General features: G+C 69.6%; 10 protein-coding genes. 4 read left to right on the forward strand and 6 right to left on the reverse strand.

All coding sequences use genetic code 11. The annotated features are described in order from the left end of the window. Positions 1-33: 33 nt before the first annotated feature. Positions 34-2,325, reverse strand: a complete 2,292-nt coding sequence (locus tag ACP26O_RS05990) for an FUSC family protein (protein WP_175663989.1) — start codon at positions 2,323-2,325, stop codon at positions 34-36. 180 nt (positions 2,326-2,505) lie between these two features. On the opposite strand from ACP26O_RS05990, the gene recC reads away from it, so the two are divergent. From recC to arfB, 4 genes are read left to right on the forward strand one after another with little or no spacing between them, the layout of a single operon-like run. Further along, positions 2,506-5,844, forward strand: a complete 3,339-nt coding sequence (gene recC, locus ACP26O_RS05995) for an exodeoxyribonuclease V subunit gamma (RefSeq protein WP_175664189.1) — start codon at positions 2,506-2,508, stop codon at positions 5,842-5,844. Next, the gene (recB, locus tag ACP26O_RS06000; RefSeq protein WP_175663988.1) at positions 5,841-9,545 is read left to right on the forward strand and encodes an exodeoxyribonuclease V subunit beta; all 3,705 of its coding nucleotides are present in this window, start codon (positions 5,841-5,843) and stop codon (positions 9,543-9,545) included. Before recC ends, recB begins: the two co-directional genes overlap by 4 nt. Further along, complete coding sequence (locus tag ACP26O_RS06005; RefSeq protein WP_175663987.1) at positions 9,542-11,854, forward strand: AAA family ATPase; 2,313 nt, start codon at positions 9,542-9,544, stop codon at positions 11,852-11,854. The genes recB and ACP26O_RS06005 overlap by 4 nt, the downstream gene beginning before the upstream one ends. After that, complete coding sequence (gene arfB, locus ACP26O_RS06010) at positions 11,851-12,255, forward strand: alternative ribosome rescue aminoacyl-tRNA hydrolase ArfB (RefSeq protein WP_011656435.1); 405 nt, start codon at positions 11,851-11,853, stop codon at positions 12,253-12,255. The genes ACP26O_RS06005 and arfB overlap by 4 nt, the downstream gene beginning before the upstream one ends. Positions 12,256-12,306: 51 nt before the next feature. Here arfB and ACP26O_RS06015 read toward each other — a convergent pair whose 3' ends face one another. The 5 genes from ACP26O_RS06015 to thiC all read right to left on the reverse strand — a co-directional run bounded on the left by ACP26O_RS06015 (position 12,307) and on the right by thiC (position 18,096). Further along, positions 12,307-13,587, reverse strand: coding sequence for an EAL domain-containing protein (locus ACP26O_RS06015; protein WP_175655995.1), 1,281 nt, complete (start codon positions 13,585-13,587; stop codon positions 12,307-12,309). A gap of 608 nt (positions 13,588-14,195) precedes the next feature. Next, positions 14,196-15,122, reverse strand: a complete 927-nt coding sequence (locus tag ACP26O_RS06020; RefSeq protein WP_011656437.1) for a DMT family transporter — start codon at positions 15,120-15,122, stop codon at positions 14,196-14,198. Between the two features lie 142 nt (positions 15,123-15,264). Continuing rightward, a complete protein-coding gene (locus ACP26O_RS06025; protein WP_175663986.1) occupies positions 15,265-15,513 on the reverse strand; it encodes a hypothetical protein in 249 nt (82 codons plus the stop codon). Between the two features lie 200 nt (positions 15,514-15,713). After that, positions 15,714-15,926, reverse strand: a complete 213-nt coding sequence (locus ACP26O_RS06030) for a glycine zipper 2TM domain-containing protein (RefSeq protein ID WP_006754219.1) — start codon at positions 15,924-15,926, stop codon at positions 15,714-15,716. 238 nt (positions 15,927-16,164) lie between these two features. Further along, complete coding sequence (gene thiC / locus ACP26O_RS06035; protein WP_012363481.1) at positions 16,165-18,096, reverse strand: phosphomethylpyrimidine synthase ThiC; 1,932 nt, start codon at positions 18,094-18,096, stop codon at positions 16,165-16,167. Positions 18,097-18,138 lie beyond the last annotated feature (42 nt).

Here is an 18,138-nt window from a genome sequence, read left to right on the forward strand (position 1 = left end):
CGGCCGGCCGGCGGCGGGAACGGCGTCATGCGGTCATGCGGGCAGGCGGATCACGCTCGCGTCCTTGCGGATCAGCAATGACGACGCGAGCATCTGCTTGCACTGGTGCGCGAGCACCTTCAGATCGTGCGTGAGCTCGGCACCCACCGCGTCGGATTTTTCCGCGGACACGACCATTGCGTCGAGCTCGCGCGTGATCTGCTTCGTCGCGTCGAGCTGGTCGGCCGGCGGCGGCTCGCCGGCTTCCGCCTTCTCGAGGTTCTCCAGCACGGCGGACAGGCCGCGGTGCAGCGCGTCGTCGTGGACGAGGGTCTCGTCGGCCGCGCACGCGCTGCGGATCAGCGGCGCGGCGGCGGTGATCTGCGCGCCGAGCACGTGCGTCTGCACGAGCAGGTCGTTCAGCTCCGGCACGAAGCGCTGGTGCGCCTTCGGCTCGATCATCATCCGCTGGAACGCCTGGCCGAGGTTCGCGAACGCGATGTGCACGTCCTTGCGCGCGAGGCGGTAGCGGTAGTCGTCGTCGAGGGCGGTGGTGGGCGCTTCGATCGCCGCGGCGACGACCGGCACGACCGCCGCGCCGTCGGCGGTCGGCACGGGCGGCGGCGATGCGCCGCGTCCGGCACGCCACACGGCCTCGAAATACTTGCGGGTCGACGTCAGCATGTCGGTGACGAGCTTGCCCATCAGCCGGTATTCCCAGTACGGGAACAGGCGGCTCGCGGCGATCGCGATCATGCAGCCGACCACGGTGTCGATCGCGCGCTCGCCGATGATCCGCATGCTGCCCGGCGCGAGCAGGTGGAACATCAGCAGCACGTACGACGACGTGAACACGACGCTCGCCGCGTAGTTGAACAGCAGCAGGCTGTAGCTCATCACCATCGAGCCGAACATGATCGCGATCAGCAGGTGCGGCTCCTTCACCGTGTAGATCAGCGCGATGCTCGCCGCGCAGCCGATCAGCGTGCCGACGATACGCTGCGCATTGCGCTGCTTGGTGAGCGAGTAGCCGGGCTTCAGGATGATGATGGTCGTCATCACGATCCAGTATGCGTTCGTGAGCGGCAGCAGCCGGCCGAGCCAGAAGCCGACCGCCACCGCGATCGTCACGCGCAGCGCGTGGCGAAAGCTCGGCGAGCGCATGTTCAGGTTCGAGAAGATCAGCAGCGGCGACATCCGGCGCCGCTGCAGGAAGCGCGTGAGCGCCTTGTCGATCTTCAGTTCCATCTGCTGCGGGTCGGCATGGCCCGACAGGTTGCGGCGCATCCGGTCGATCAGGCGCGTCGCGCTCCAGATGCGCCGGAACGTCGCGAGCACGGCCGCGTACGCTTCCGCATTGCTGGCCGGGAAGTTCTTCTTGCGCATCAGCTCGATCTCGTACTCGATCGCGCGCAGTTCCGCCTTCACGCTGATTCGCGAATGCGGGGCGCGGTTTTCGAGCACCGCGAGGCCGATCTGCTCGAGATCGGCGGCGGCCTTGCGGATCAGGTCGCGATAGAAAATGATCAGATCCGAGCCGCCGAACGTGTTGCGCACGAGCGGATAGTCGGTGTGCGCGCCCACGAACAGCTCGTGCAGGTCGACGCTGTTGATGAACAGGTTGTACATCGTCGCGCGGCCGGGATCGAGCTTGCCGCGACGCAGCTTCGGCAGATTGCGCAGCACGATGTCGCGCGCGGTTTCCTGCGTTTCGACCGCGGTGATCTGCTTCGCGACGAGGTTGCGGTAGCACTCGTCGAGATCGGCGTCGAGATCGTAGAACTGCGCGCGCGCGAGCAGGTAGTCCGCGCAGGCGAACAGGCTTTCGGCCAGCGCCTGCTGTTCGATCCGGCGCGCCTGCCATTGCGACACGAGCGTCGCCCAGTACGTGTACCAGAGGCCGCCCGCGAGAATCCAGCCCGCGTTGACGAACGCCTCCAGCGGCGTGAACTTCTCCTCGAGCGTCATCACCATCATGAACAGCGTCGCGAAGCTGATCTGCGGCCAGCGGTTGCCGTAGACGACGATCAGCGACAGCACGAACGTGAGCGGCACGATCGTCAGCCACAGCCCGAAGATGTTCGGCGTGGCGAGGCCGGTCGCGAGCGCGGCCAGGAAGCCGATCACGCTGCACGCGAGCATTTCGTTGTGCTTGTACTTCAGCGGGCCCGGCATGTCGACGACGCACGCGCCGAGCGCGCCGGTCGAGATCGTGAAGCCAAGCTCCCGGTTGTGAAACACGATCAGGCACAGCACGGCCGGCAGCGACACGCCGACCGCGATCCGCAGGCCGCCGAAAAAGTACTGGCTGTAGAGAAACTTTCTGATTTCGACCGAATAGCGCATCGATGGGCTGAATGACAGACGAAGACGCCGGGGCGGCGTATTGACTGGCGACGAGTCTATCGTATTTCGCGGTCCGCAAAACCTGGCCGTTCGGCCGAGCTTCGTGGTGCCGGTCCTTTTGCTATCCTTGGTGCTCCTGTACGCCCGGCCCGGCCGGCGCGACGCTTCGACACCCGCTTGATGCTCCATCTCTTCTATTCGAACCGTCACGAAACGCTCGCCGACGCACTGCTCGACGACCTCGCCGCGTTCCCGGCCCGCAACGGCCCGTGGGCGCCGCAGCAGGTCATCGTGCCGAGCGCGGCGCTGCGCCGCCGGCTCGAGCTCGACATCGCCGCGCGCCACGGCGTGTGCGCGAACGTCGAGTTCACGTATCTCGCGCAGTGGCTGTGGGCGCAGATCGGCCGCGTGCTGACGGTGCCCGCGCGTTCGCCGTTCGCACCCGACCGCCTCGTGTGGCGCTGCTACCGGTTGTTCGCGCAGGCCGCGGGCGATGCGCCGTGGCTCGCGTCGCCGCGGCTGGCCGCGTATCTGTCCGCGTCCGACGACGCGATGCGCTACGAGCTGGCGCAGCGCGTCGCGGCCGTGCTCGATCATTACCTGACCTATCGGCCCGAATGGCTGGCCGCGTGGCAGGCCGGCGAGTCGGTGCTCGCGGGCGACGCCGCGCCGCGCGGGATCAGCGATGCCGCACGCGACGACGAGCACTGGCAGGCCGCGCTGTGGCGCGCGCTGCTCGCCGAGCTGAGCGACAGCGGCACGCCGCCCGCGCATCGGTTCCTCGTGGAGGCACGCAACCTCGATTCCGAAACCGTCGCGCGCGCCGACTGGCCGGAATCGGTCAGCGTCTTCGCGCTGCCGACGATGCCGCCGCTGCACGTCGCGCTGCTGCGCGAGCTGTCGCGCTGGATCGACGTGCGCGTCTATGCGCTCAACCCGTGCCGCGAATTCTGGTTCGACATCGTCACCGCCGCGCATGCCGAGGCGCTCGATGCGGCCGGCCGGCTCGACTACCAGCAAGTCGGCCATCCGTTGCTCGCGGAGTGGGGCCGGCAGACGCAGGCGCAACTGCACATGCTGCACGAACTGACCGAGAGCGCCGCGTTGGGCGACGCGTCGCGCTTCGTCGGCAATCCCGCGCCGACCTGGCTCGCGCGCGTGCAGAACGCGATCCTCGACCTGCAGCCGGAAGCCGAACTCGGCGACCCGCCAGCCGAGCGCGGGATCGAGGTGCACGTGTGCCACAGTCTCGCGCGTCAGCTCGAGGTGTTGCATGACCGCCTGCTCGCGTGGTTCGACGCCGACGCGACGCTGCAGCCGTCCGATGTGCTGGTGGCGGTCGCCGATCTCGCGGCGGCCGGGCCGCTGATCGATGCGGTGTTCGGCACGGCGGGCGCCGGCGGCGCGCGCGTGCCTTACCGGATCACCGGCCTGCCGCCGTCGCAGGCGAACCCGGTCGCGCGCGTGCTGCTCGAATGGCTCGCGTTGCCGGAGCGGCAGGTCGGCGCGCCGGAGCTGGTCGAATGGCTGCGCGTCGACGCGGTCGCGGCCCGTTACGGCATCGACGCCGCCGCGCTCGAGACGGTGCAGACCTGGCTCGCGGCCGCCGGCGCGCGGCGCGGGCTGTCGCCGACGGCGAGCGACGATGCGGCGGTGCCGGCGCCGCGCCATACATTCTCCGATGCGCTCGCGCGGCTCTTCCTCGGCTATGCGATGCCCGAAGGCGCGGCACCCGTCGGTGCGTGGCTGCCGATCGAGGCGGCCACCGGCAGCGAGGCCGAACTGCTCGGCCGGCTCGCGCGCTTTACCGACGATCTCGACGGCTTCGCGCGGCGGCTGGCCAGCGCGCATACGCCGCGCGCATGGAGCGAACTGTTCGCCGACACCCTCGCGCGCTTCTTCGATTCCGGCGCCGCGTATGCCGATGCGCTCGCGGGCGTGCGCGACGCGCTCGACGCGATGCTCGCCGCGATGACGGAAGGCGCGCCCGACGAGGCGTTGCCCGCGGCCGTCGTGCGCGCGGGGCTGACGGCCGCGCTCGACGATCCGGCGCGCGGCGGCGTGCCGTGGGGCGGCGTCACGTTCTCGTCGCTGACGAGCTTGCGCGGCTTGCCGTACCGCGTCGTGTGCCTGCTCGGCATGGACGACGGCGTGCTGCCGAGCCTCGCGCGCGCGGACGAGTTCGACCTGATGGCCGTCCTGCCGAAGCTCGGCGACCGCCAGCGCCGCGACGACGAGCGCAACCTGTTTCTCGATCTGCTGCTCGCGGCGCGCGACCGGCTGCTGATCGCCTATACGGGGCGAAGCATTCGCGACAACGCGCCGTTGCCGCCCGCGGCGCTCGTCGACGAACTGCTCGACCATCTCGCGCTCGTCACGGCCGGCGCGGACACCGCACCGGGCGCCGTCGATGCCGCGCGGCGCGCGTTCATCGTCGAGCATCCGCTGCAACCGTTCGCGGCCGAGTATTTCCGGCCCGGCAGCGAACTGGCGTCGTACGACGCCGAGCGCGCGACGCTCGCGTCGCTGCTGGCGGCCGAAGCCGCGCGCGACGCGACGCGCGAGCAGCCGTTCTTCGCGCAGCCGTTGCCGGCCGAGCCGGTCGAGCCCGTTGCATTCAGCGAATTCGAACGTTTCTGGCGGCATCCGGCGCGCGCGCTGCTGCGTGCGCGGCTCGGCATCGTGTTGTCCGACGCGCAGGCCGAACTGCTCGACACGGAGCCGTTCGCACTCGACTTCGCCGGCAGTGACGCGCTCGCCGAGCGCGTGCTGCCGCTCCTGATCGAATCGGATGAAGGCGGCGTGCACGATCATGCGCTGCGCATCGCGGACGCGAGCCCCGAACTGCCCGGCGGCGCGACGGGTGCCGTCTGGCGGGACCAGGCGCTCGGCTCGATGATGCAGCTTGCGTCGAACGTGCGCCGTGCGCTGGCCGACGGCATGGAGCGGCGGCCGTTCACGCTCGCGATCGCGCCCGCATGGCCCGGCACCGATCAGGCACTGTTCGGCGCCGATGACGCGATGCTGTCGGGCGACGCGGTGAGTGCGCCGCTCGAATTGCACGGCACGCTGAACCGGCTGACGCCGGCGGGCCAGATCATCTATCGCTATGCGCGGCCGAGCGCGCGTGACTACCTGTCCGCGTGGCTTGCGCACCTCGTCTATTGCGCGGTGGAGCCCGACGGCCCGCGCCGCACACTGTGGTTCGGCAGCGGCGGCGCGTTCGAACTCACGCCGGTCGCTGCACCGCTCGAGCGTCTCGCGCCGCTCGCCGCGCTGTTTCGCGCGGGGCGGCGCATGCCGCTGCGATTTTTCCCGCGCAGCGCATGGGCACGCGTTTCCGACGGCGAGGCGAAGGCCGCGAGCGTCTGGATCAACGAGCGCGTGGTGAGCGAAGCCGACGATCCGGCCATCGCGATCGCGTGGCGTGGCGCCCATCCGTCGCTCGACGAGCCGTTCGGCACACTTGCGCGGATCGTGTTCGAGCCGATGCTGGAACATCTGAAGGAGATCGCATGAGCGCCGCATCGCAGCCGCAGGCGGCGCTCGAACTCGACGTGTTCGCGTGCCCGCTCGACGGCGTCAACCAGATCGAGGCGTCGGCCGGTACCGGCAAGACGTGGAACATCTGCGCACTGTACGTGCGGCTGCTGCTCGAGAAGGATCTCGGCGCGGACGAAATCCTCGTCGTGACCTTCACGAAGGCCGCGACCGCCGAACTGCACGAGCGGATCCGCGGGCGGCTCGCGCAGCTCGCGCATGCACTCGATACCGGTGACGACGGCGGCGATCCGTTCGTCGAGCGCCTGCTCGAGACGACACTCGGTGACGCCGGCACGCTCGACCCCGAGACCGCCGCGAAGCGGATCCGGCGCGCGTTGCGTGCGTTCGACCAGGCGGCGATCCACACGATCCACGCGTTCTGCCAGCGTGCGCTGCAGGAAGCGCCGTTCGCCGCCGCGATGCCGTTCGCGTTCGACATGCAGGCCGACGATGCAGCGCTGCGCTTCGAACTCGCGGCGGACTTCTGGCGCACGCGCGTCGAACCGATAGCCGCGCGCTGGCCCGGCTTCGCGACGTGGCTCGTCGATTCCGGCGCGGGCCCGGCCGCGCTCGACGCCCAGCTTGCGCGCCGGTTGAAGAAGCCGCTCGCCGCGCTGCGCTGGGACGGCGTCGTCGAACCGGACGAATCGGCGGAGGCCGCTGCCGCCGAGTGCTTTGCGGAGGCGGCGCGGCTGTGGGCCGACGAGCGCGATGCGATCGATGCGTTGCTGCGCGCCGCGCAGCCCGCGCTCAACCAGCGCTCGCACAAGCCCGACGCGCTCGCCGATGCACTCGCCGCGTGGAGCGCGCATTTCGCGCAGGGCGATGCCGCGGCCGCGCTGCCGAAGGCGGCGCTCAAGCTCACGCGCACCGCGCTCGCGAAGGCGACGAAAAAGGGCGGCGTGACCCCCGAGCACGCGTTCTTCGACGTGGCCGACGCGCTCGAAGCGGCGGTGGCCGCGGCCGAGGCCACGCAGCGCGCCCGCTGGCTCGCGCTGATCGCCGACTGGCTCGACACCGCGCCGGGCGAGCTGGCCGAACGCAAGCGTACGCGTCGCGTCGTGTCGTTCGACGACCTGCTCGCGAACCTGTATCACGCACTGCACGCGCACCCGTGGCTCGCCGAGACGCTGCGCGCGCGCTATCCGGCCGCGCTGATCGACGAATTCCAGGATACCGACCCGCTGCAGTTCGCGATCTTCAACCGGATCTTCGCGCCGGGCGGGCCGCTCTTTCTCGTCGGGGACCCGAAGCAGGCGATCTACAGCTTCCGCGCGGCGGATCTGCATACCTATCTCGCCGCACGGGCAAGCGCGAGCGCGTGCTATACGCTCGCGGTCAACCAGCGCTCGACGCCGGAGATCGTCGACGCGTGCAACCGCTTCTTCATGTCGAACCCGCGCGCGTTCGTGCTCGACGGGCTCGACTATTACGCGGTGCGCGCCGGCACGCGCGTGCGCGCACCGTTCGTCGACGCAACCGATCCGGGCCCGTCCGGCGATTTCCGGATCTGGGCGCTGCCGGGCGGCGACGGCACGCTGCTCAAGCGCGATGCGCAGGCGCAGGCCGCCCAGGCGTGCGCGGCCGAGATTGCCCGGCTGATGCGCGGCGCGCGCGAAGGGCATGCGCGGCTTGGCGATACGCCGCTGTCGCCGGGCGACATCGCGGTGCTGGTGCAGACGCACCGGCAGGGCAGTCTCGTGAAGCGCGTGCTCGCCACGTGGGGTATCGGCAGCGTCGAGCTTGCGCAGGCGTCGGTGTTTTCGACCGGCGATGCGGAGCAGCTCGAGCGCGTGCTGGCGGCGATCGACGCGCCGGGCGATTTGCGGCGCTTGCGTTCGGCGCTGGCCGCCGACTGGTTCGGCCTCGATGCCGGTGCGCTGTGGCGGATGGAGCAGGGCGACGGCGACGCGTCGCGCGAAGCGGCTGACGGCGCGGACGCGATGAGCTGGGTCGAGCGCTTCTCGCGCTATCGGCTGCTGTGGCGTGAACGCGGCTTCGCGGTGATGTGGCGCACGTTCACGCGCGAGCTGCGCATCGCCGAGCGGCTGATGGCCGGCGCGGATGGCGAGCGCCGCGTGACCGACATCAACCATCTGGCCGAACTGACGCAGGCGCGCGCGTCCGCGCAGCCCGGCATCGCGCCGACGCTGCGCTGGCTCGCCGCGCAACGGCTCGACGGTGGCGGCGAGGAAGCCCAGCTGCGCCTGGAATCCGATCGCAATCTCGTGCAGATCGTGACCGTGCACAAGTCGAAGGGCCTCGAATACGCGGTCGTGTTCTGTCCGTTCCTGAACGACGGCGGGCTGCGCGAGCCGCCCGCGTCGGGGTTGCCGGACGCGCGCGAGTATCACGACGACGCGGGCGACGCCGTGCTGCATTACGGGTGCGACGACGAAGCCGCCGAGCATGCCGCGCGCCAGGCGCTGCGCGAACAGGCGGCGGAACGCGCGCGGCTCGTCTACGTGGCGCTCACGCGCGCGGTGTATCGGTGCTATCTCGTCGCCGGGCCTTATCTGTCGTCGCGCTCGACCCGTGAGGCACGGCGCAGCGTGCTGAACTGGCTCGTGGCCGGCGCCGGCCAGTCGTTCGACGCGTGGCTCGACGAGCCGCCCGACGAAGCGGTGCTCGACGCGGCGTGGCAAGCGCTGGCCGACGGCCCCGTGAGCGTTGCGCCGTTGCCGGTGCCGGCTCGGTGCGAACGGCTCGCGGCCGGCCACGATGCAACGCAGACGCTCGCGGCACGCCATGCGACCCGCGTGCTACGCGACGCGTGGCGGATGGCGAGCTTCAGTTCGCTGACGGCGTCGATGGCGCGCGAGGAGGCGGGCGTCGCGGTCGTGCCGGACGACGAGCTTCGGCCCGATCACGATGCGCTAGCCGCCGTGGCGCCGGACGGTGCGTTCGTCGCGGCCGACACAGTTGCAGCCGAGCCGTCGGACGACGACATCCTCGTGTTTCCGCGCGGTGCGGCAGCGGGCGAGTGCCTGCACCGCCTGTTCGAACTCAGCCGCTTCACGGAGCCCGATTCATGGCACCAGGCAGCGCTCGGCGCGCTGCACGACCGGCCGGTCGAGGCCGAACCCGAACTCGCGACGCGTCTGCCGGCGATGATGGCGCGGCTCGTCGACGATGTCGTGCGTACGGAGCTCGTGCCGGGCATGCGGCTTGCGGATCTCGACCCCGCCAGGCGGCTCGACGAAATGGGTTTCCTGTTCCCGGCGCCGTCGCTCGAGCTGGGCGCGCTGCGCCGGCTGCTGGTGGCGCACGGCTATCCGGACGTTGCGCTCGACTCGGGCATGCTCGCCGGTTTCATCAAGGGTTTCATCGACATGATCGTCGAACACGACGGCCGCTTCTGGATCGTCGACTGGAAGTCGAACCATCTCGGCAATACGCCGGATGCCTACGGCCCGCGCGCGCTCGACGTCGCGATGGCCGATCACGCATATCACCTGCAGGCGCTGCTCTATACGGTCGCGCTGCATCGCTATCTGCGCGGGCGGCTGCCCGACTACGACTACGACACGCATATGGCGGGCTACCTGTATCTGTTCGTGCGTGGCGTGCGGCCCGACTGGCGCAGCGGCGGCGAACCGGCCGGTGTGCATGCGCGGCGGCCCGCGCGCGAACTCGTCGACGCACTCGACCGGATGATGGAAGGGGGCCGCGCATGAACGTGTCCGACGATACGCTCGAATTCACCGGCGGCCTCGTCGCGCGCCTGCCCGAGCCCGCGGATTTCGGCATCGCGCTCGCGGAAGGATTCGCGCGCCGCATGGGTGACCTGTCGCGCCGCGCGGGTGCGCCGGCCGTGGCCGCCCGCTGGGCGGCGCGTGCCGCGTTCGCGACGAGCCGGGCGACCGCGGGCGGACACGTGTGCGTGTCGCTCGGCGCGCTCGCGCAGCGCTACGAGGAGCCGGTGGACGACGTGCGCGCGGCGCTTGCCGCGAGCGGCGTGGTGGCGTTCGGTACGCTCGCGCGCGGCGACGAGCGGCCGCTGATCGTCGACCGGCTCGACCATCTGTATCTGTCGCGCTACTTCGACTACGAACGGCGGCTCGCCGATGCGCTCGTCGCGCAGGCCGGCGTCGCCGCACCGGGCGACGCGCTGTCGCCTGAGCGCTTGCGCGACAGTCTTGCGCGTTACTTCGGGCCTGCGACCGGCGAGGTGGACTGGCAGCGCGTCGCGGCGATCGTTGCGCTGACAGGGCGCGTGACGATCGTCAGCGGCGGCCCCGGCACCGGCAAGACGACGACCGTCGTCGGCGTGCTGGCTTGTCTGCTCGACGCGCATCCGGGGCTGCGCATCGCGCTGGCGGCGCCGACCGGCAAGGCCGCGCAGCGGATGCAGGAGGCGCTGCACGCGCGGGCGGGCGACCTGCCGCCGGAACTTGCCGCGCGCCTGCCCGACACGTCGTACACGCTGCATCGCCTGCTGGGCGGCGGCGGAGCGGCGGGCTTCCGCCATCACCGCGACAATCCGTTGCCGTATGACCTGATCGTCGTCGACGAGGCGTCGATGATCGACGTCGCGCTCGCCGCGCATCTGCTCGATGCGCTCGCGCCCGGCGCACGGCTCGTGCTGCTGGGCGACAAGGATCAGCTCGCCGCGGTCGAGGCCGGCGCCGTGTTCGCCGAGCTCAGCGCACGGCCGACGTTTACCGCCGCGGCATGCACGCGCATCGCGGGTGCACTCGGGATCGACGAGGCGGCTTTCGTCGCGGCGTTGCCGGTGCCGGACGGCGAGGCGGCGGCGGTTGTGGCGCCCGCTCTAGCTCCGGCCTCAGCGCCAGCTCCGGCATCCGCGCCGGTGTCGACGAGCGCCGCGCGCAAGCCGCCGGCGCGACGGAACGTGGATACGCGCCAGGCGTCGCTGTTCGACGACGATCTGCAGGACGAAGCGATGTCCGCTACCGATGTCGCGCCGTCGGCCGTGTCGTTGCCACCTGCGGCGCCCGGGCTGACCGACATCAGCAGCGCTTCCGCCGATCCTGCATGGATCGAAGCCGACGACCTAGCGTGGCTCGACGCGGTCGAGCTCGCGCCATTCGATCCGGCCGATGCGGCGAATGCAGCCGATTCGTTGCTCGCATCGACCGTCGCAACGCAAGCCGACGACCACGCCGCAGCGTCGCCCGCGCCCGCACCGCTTGCAGACTGCGTCGTGTGGCTCGAACGCAATTACCGTTTCGGTCTCGATTCGCCGATCGGCCGCCTGTCGCTGGCGATTCGCCGCGGCGACGTGCAGGCCGCGCTCGATGCGTTGCCGACCGACGATGCCGCTGCCGCATCGTTTCATGACGATGCGGGCGATACGCTTGCGGCGTCGACGGTCGAGCGGCTCGCGCGCCGGTTCGGCGCGTACCTCGACGCATTGCGTACCGCGTTGTCCGAGCCGGTGCCCGATCCGTTGCCGTTGTTCGATGCGCTCAATCGCTTCCGGATCCTCTGCGCGACGCGCACGGGGTCGCGCGGCGCCGAGCACGTCAATGCGCTGGTGGCCACGCACGTGCGGCATGCCGCGCGCGTGCCGCTCGCGGTCGGCGCACACTGGTTCACCGGGCGGCCGATCATGGTCACGCGTAACGACTATGCGCTCGGACTGTTCAACGGCGACATCGGCATTGCGTTGCCGGACGCGCACGGCGTGTTGCGCGTGTGGTTCCGGCGCGCGGACGGCACCGCGCGCGCCGTGTCGCCCGCTGCGCTGCCGCCGCACGAAACGGCGTTCGCGCTAACGGTCCACAAATCGCAGGGCTCCGAATTCGACGAGGCCGCGCTCGTGCTGCCGGCATCGTTCGGGCGCGTGCTCACGCGCGAACTCGTCTATACGGCCGTCACGCGCGCGCGCACGCGCGTGCAGGTGATCGGCCCGCGGCGCGTGCTCGCGCAGGCAGTCGCGACGCGCACGCAACGCGATTCGGGCCTTGCGGCCCGCGTCGACGAGGCGCTCGCGCGGCGTCGCAAGGAGCAGTCGCGATGATGATCCGCTACACGCTCGATCCGGCCGAAGTCGAATGGACCGCCGTGCGCGCGCAGGGCGCCGGCGGACAGAACGTCAACAAGGTGTCGAGCGCGATTCACCTGCGCTTCGACATTCGCGCGTCGTCGCTGCCGCCCGTCATCAAGGAGCGGCTCCTCGCGCTGTCCGACCAGCGCATCACGCGCGACGGCATCGTCGTGATCAAGTCGCAGGAATACCGCACGCAGGAGAAGAACCGCGACGCGGCGCTCGCGCGGCTCGATGCGTTGATCGCCAGCGTCGCGTACACGCCGCGTGCGCGAGTCGCGACACGCCCGACGCGCGCGTCGAAGGAGCGGCGGCTCGAACACAAGTCGCGTCGCAGCGCGGTGAAGTCGGGAAGAGGGAAGGTGACGGACTGACGAAGGGCTCAGCCGGGCGGCATTGCTGACGGTTTCGGGCCGTCGCGCGCGCTACCGCATCACGGTGCCCGCGCTGTCCAGCACGAAGTCGACGCAGAACACGACGAGGCGGCTTTGCGCGCGAATCGCGACCGCCGCGGTGTAGCAGTCGCGGCCTTCGGTCAGCGAGAAGTGCGGGCCCATCAGCGCGACGCGTCCCGGCGCAGCGATTGCGCGCTGGAAGTACGGGCGTCGCGACCAGTTGCTGTGTGTTTCCGGAAACAACGGCGAGAGCCGGGTGCCGCCCGCCTGGCCGTCCTCGGGGGGCGCGCCGATCGACGGCAGGAACTGTTCGCCGATCTCGTCCGTGACGAACACGCGGCGCGCGGCCGGCACCGTGAAGACGCGCTGGGCGGCGTCGTTCAGGTCGCCGCTCGCGGAAAACGCGGCTGCGCCGGCGAGCACGAGCCGCTCGATCGCGTCGAAGCCCGGCTGCTCGGCGCTCCCCGGCGTATGCCGCTGCGCGATGAAACGCTGCCACGCGGCATCGAGCATCGCGGGCGCCGCGGCGCTCGCATGTGCGATCGATCCATCGGGCTGGCCGAACTGGAAGCCCTGGACGAAATCGATATCGGCGTCCATCAGCGCCTGCAGTGCGTCGTCGTTTTCGACACCCTCGGCGAGCACCATCGCGCCGGCCTGGTGGAGCATCGATACCAGGTGATGCATGATGCGGCGATCCTCGCCCGAGCCGGTCGCGCGTTCGACGAGCGAGCGGTCGAGCTTGACGATATCCGGCCGCGCGCGCCACACGCGGTCGAAATTCGAGAATCCGGTGCCGAAATCGTCGATCGCGATCAGGAAGTCGCGATGCTGGATCATGTCGATCGTACGGGCGAGCGCGGCTTCGTCGCGCGACGGCTGCTCGACGACTTCCAGCACGATGCGGTTCGGCGGGAGTGCGAAATGCCGGCACAGCGCCTCGACGAATTCGCGCTGCACGAGGCCCGAATCGAGCACGCGCGGCGTCACGTTCAGGAACAGCCAGCCGTCGCCGATGCCTTGCGCGACGAAGTTGGCCGTATGCAGGCAGCGCGCGAGCCGGTCGAGCAGCAACGCGTCGGCGGCCGCGCGCGTCTTGTCGAACAGTGCGACCGGCGACACCAGCGTACCGTTCGCGTCCACGACGCGCAGCAGCGCTTCGTAGCCGACCACGCGTTTGTGCGTGATCGACAGCACGGGTTGGAACACGCTGCGCAGCGTCGTCTCGCGATACGTGGCGATCCAGCCGCTGGGCGTCGGCGTCAGGCGTTCGAGCAGGGATTCGAGCGAGAGCTCGCGGGAGGCCTTCATGTCAGTGGTGCGCTGGCGCGCTCCGGGGGGCCGTGTCGTGCCGCCACGCCGAAGCCGTCGCACGCGCAGGTGGACGCGAAAGAACGTGGCGCATCGTGACCGCCTTCTGCGGATGAGTGTCCCGAGTGTAACGGGAATGGCGCGGTGCGCGTATCAGGGTTACTCCAGACGCAAACGCTACACAGCACGGGGGCGGGGTTGTCCGGCCGGGAGCATGCACCCCGCGAGGGCGCGCCGGTCGAGCCCGAGACGACAGCGCAACGTGGCCCGCATGCATTGCGTGCGAAGAATGCGGCGGGATTCCGAAAACGGTGGGGCCGGAAGGCTACGCACCGCGCGAGGTCATCGGCGTCGGGCGAAAGACGCCGTGCTTCGGCGCGTATCGGCGCGCGCGCGGTGCTTGAAGAAGACCGAGAACTGACAACGGGCGCGTCACGCGAAACAGAGAACCGGTGGGGCGCCGGCCGCCACGCTCACCGCCGTTCAGTCCGCTCAGGCTGCTCAGTCCGCTCACACGCTCACACCGTTCACACCACTCAGGCAGCTCAGGCAGCTCAGGCAGCTCAGTCCACGCAGTCCGCTCCGGCCGCACAGTCAGCTCAGGCCGCTCACGCAGCTTCCTCCCCCCGCGGGCGGACCCCGGGAATCCGCTTGATCACGCCGGTCGCGAGCGCGGTGCCGACGAGCACGATCGCGCAGCCTTCGAGCATCACGACCGATACGTGTTCACTGAGGAACAATGCGCCCCACAGCAGCCCGAACACCGGGATCACGAACGTCACGGTAATCGCGCGGGCCGGGCCGACATGCGCGATCAGGTAGAAGAAGATGAAATACGCGATGCCCGTGCACGCGATGCCGAGCGCGAGCACGGCGCCCCATGCATGTGCACTGACCGCCGCCGCGGGCCAGGTCGCGATTGCAAACGGCAGCAGCAGCACGGTCGAGCCGATCATGCTGCCGGTCGCGTTGACGAGCGGATCGACGCCGCTGAGCTTGCGCTTCGTATAGTTGGCCGCGATGCCGTACAACAGCGTCGCGCCGAGCGCGGCGACGGCGGCCAGCGCGGTCGCGCTGGCGCCGGTGCTGCCGTGCGCGTTCGCGATCTGATCCCAGACGAGCGTGAGCACGCCGGCAAAGCCGATCACGAGGCCGAGCGCGCGCGGCAGCGACAGCTTGTCCTTCAGCCATACGTACGCGACGAGCGCGCCCCACAGCGGCGTGGTTGCGTTGATCACCGAGGTCACGCCGGCCGACAGCGTCAGTTCGGCATAGGCGAACAGGCAGAACGGCGCGCCCGAGTTCAGCAGGCCGACGACGAACAATGGCCACGCATGCCGGCGCAGCCGCGCGGCGAGGTCGGCGGGCTTGAAACGCGTCAGCGCGAGGCCCGTCAGGAACAGCGCGCCGATGCCCACGCGCAACGCCATCAGCGGCGCGACGCCGAATTCGGCGACGCCGATCCGGATGAACAGGAACGACGCGCCCCACAGGGCGGCGAGTACGGTCAGCAGAAAGGCGTTCTTGGGCGACATCGAGGGTGGCGGGCGTGGGGAAGGGATGCGCTGAATCTTACACCGCGCTACCACGCCGTCGTTTCACGATCGGATGAAACGACAAGAAACGGGAAATCCGCTCGCTGCCGCCGCGAACCGGCCGGATGGCCGGCTCGGTGGCTCAGTGATGGCGATGGCCGCCGCGTCCGCCGAAACCGAAGTTCAGCGACAGCGCGGGGCCCCAATAGCCGCCCCATGCCGGCGCATACGCGGGGGCCGGATAGTAGTACGCGGGGCCGGGCTCGACATACACCGGCGCGGTCTGTACCGGCGCCGCTGCGTAATAGCCGGACGGATAGTAGCCGTAAGGGTAGTAACAACCGGCGAGTGTCGCGCACGCGAGCGCCGCGGCGACGAGGGTCCTTTTCATGATGTTTCTCCGGCGTAGCCGGCAATCGGCGGATGCTTAAAGCTTAGGCCGCACGACGATGACGCGGTGCGCAAAACGGTAACGGATCATTTCCGCGCGTCGGCTGCGCCGGATGCGAAAACGGCGCTTCCGCAGTGCGGAAACGCCGTCGGGTCAAAACTGAAACGTGCCGCGCGTCGCACGGCACGCGCCGGACCGGCTTACTTGCCGATCTGGTTGCCGATCAGGCCGCCGGCTGCCGCGCCGCCGAGCGTCGACAGTGCGTTGCCGCCGATCGCCGCGCCGGCTACGCCGCCGACACCCGCACCGATTGCCGTATCGCGCTGGCGCCGTGACATCGAATCGCAGGCCGACAGGCTGGCCACAGTCGCGACGAGGAGCGCGTATACCCCAAAACGCCGAATCGAGTTCATGATCGTTGTCCTTGTGGTAGTGGGCGGAAGTCGCGCGACCCCCGGGTCGCGCATGACCCCAATCTACGCGCCGTACCCCCACGCTGCTGTAAGGACTTGTTAAGCCTGGTACGGTTTCGTAATCAATTGTTTCCCGCGCCTGAGCGGGCATGCGTGATGCGGGCGCAAAAAAAGCCCGCTCGAAAGCGGGCTTCCTGCCGGGCGTCACGAGGCGATCCGTGCGGATCGCCATGCGCGCTTACTGACGGTGATAGATCTCGGCGCCGGTCTTCACGAACTCGACCGCCTTGACTTCCATCCCCTTCTTCAGCGCCTCGGTTTCCGACACGCCCTGCTGCGCGGCGAACTCGCGCACGTCCTGCGTGATCTTCATCGAGCAGAAGTGCGGGCCGCACATCGAGCAGAAGTGGGCGACCTTCGCCGAGTCCTTCGGCAGCGTCTCGTCGTGGAACTCGCGCGCCTTGTCCGGGTCGAGGCCGATGTTGAACTGGTCTTCCCAGCGGAACTCGAAACGCGCCTTCGACAGCGCGTTGTCGCGCACCTGCGCACCGGGGTGACCCTTGGCGAGGTCGGCTGCGTGCGCGGCGAGCTTGTACGTGATGATGCCTTCCTTCACGTCGTCCTTGTTCGGCAGTCCGAGGTGTTCCTTCGGCGTCACGTAGCACAGCATCGCGGTGCCGAACCAGCCGATCATCGCGGCGCCGATGCCCGACGTGATGTGGTCGTAGCCCGGTGCGATGTCGGTGGTCAGCGGCCCGAGCGTGTAGAACGGCGCTTCCTTGCACCAGTCGAGCTGGAGATCCATGTTCTCCTTGATCAGCTGCATCGGCACGTGGCCGGGGCCTTCGATCATCACCTGCACGTCGTGCTTCCACGCGATCTGCGTGAGCTCGCCGAGCGTCTTCAGTTCGCCGAGCTGCGCTTCGTCGTTCGCGTCGTAGATCGAGCCGGGACGCAGGCCGTCGCCGAGCGAGAAGCTCACGTCGTACGCCTTCATGATCTCGCAGATCTCTTCGAAGTGTTCGTACAGGAAGCTTTCCTTGTGATGCGCGAGGCACCACTTCGCCATGATCGAGCCGCCGCGCGACACGATGCCCGTCATCCGGTTCGCGGTGAGCGGCACGTACTGCAGCCGCACGCCCGCATGGATCGTGAAGTAGTCGACGCCTTGCTCGGCCTGCTCGATCAGCGTGTCGCGGAAGATTTCCCAGGTGAGATCCTCGGCCTTGCCGTTGACCTTTTCGAGCGCCTGGTAGATCGGCACCGTGCCGATCGGCACCGGGCTGTTGCGGATGATCCACTCGCGCGTTTCATGGATGTGCTTGCCGGTCGACAGGTCCATCACGGTGTCGCCGCCCCAGCGGATCGCCCACGTCATCTTGTCGACTTCCTCGCCGATCGACGACGTGACGGCCGAGTTGCCGATGTTCGCGTTGATCTTCACGAGGAAGTTGCGGCCGATGATCATCGGCTCGGATTCCGGGTGGTTGATGTTCGCGGGGATGATCGCGCGGCCGCGCGCGACTTCGTCGCGCACGAACTCGGGGGTGATCTCGGCGAGTGCGTTCGCGCCGAAGGCCGCGGCGCCGAACGCCTGGCCCGGGTGCTGGCGGCCCATCATCGCGGCGAGCTTCGCGCCGTTCGGGCCGCTCGACTTCAGGCTCTCGATGTACTCGGCGCGGCGCTGGTTCTCGCGGATCGCGATGTATTCCATTTCCGGCGTGATGATGCCCTGACGCGCGTAGTGCATCTGCGTGACGTTCTTGCCCGGCTGCGCGCGGCGCGGGTTGCGGTGCAGGCCCGGGAAACGCAGGTCGGCGGTGGCCGGGTCGGCCGCGCGCTCGAGGCCGTACTGGCTCGACAGGCCGTCGAGCACTTCGGTGTCGCCGCGCGCTTCGATCCAGCCCTGGCGCAGCGCGGGCAGGCCCGCGCGGATGTCGATCTTCGCGTCCGGATCCGTGTACGGGCCCGACGTGTCGTACACGTAGATCGGCGGATTCTTTTCGCCGCCGAAGCCGGTCGGCGTGTCGGCCTGCGTGATTTCACGCATCGGCACGCGGATGTCGGGCTGCGAGCCGGTTACATAAACCTTTCGCGAATTGGGCAGCGGCGCGACGGCAGCGGCATCGACGTGGGCGTCGGCGGACAGAAACTTCGGATTGGCGTTCATGCAATCTCCTGTGTGAGCGCCGGACACGCGCTACGGCGCTTG

The organism is Burkholderia sp. R-40, from assembly GCF_049942845.1.
Lineage (GTDB): Bacteria > Pseudomonadota > Gammaproteobacteria > Burkholderiales > Burkholderiaceae > Burkholderia > Burkholderia ambifaria.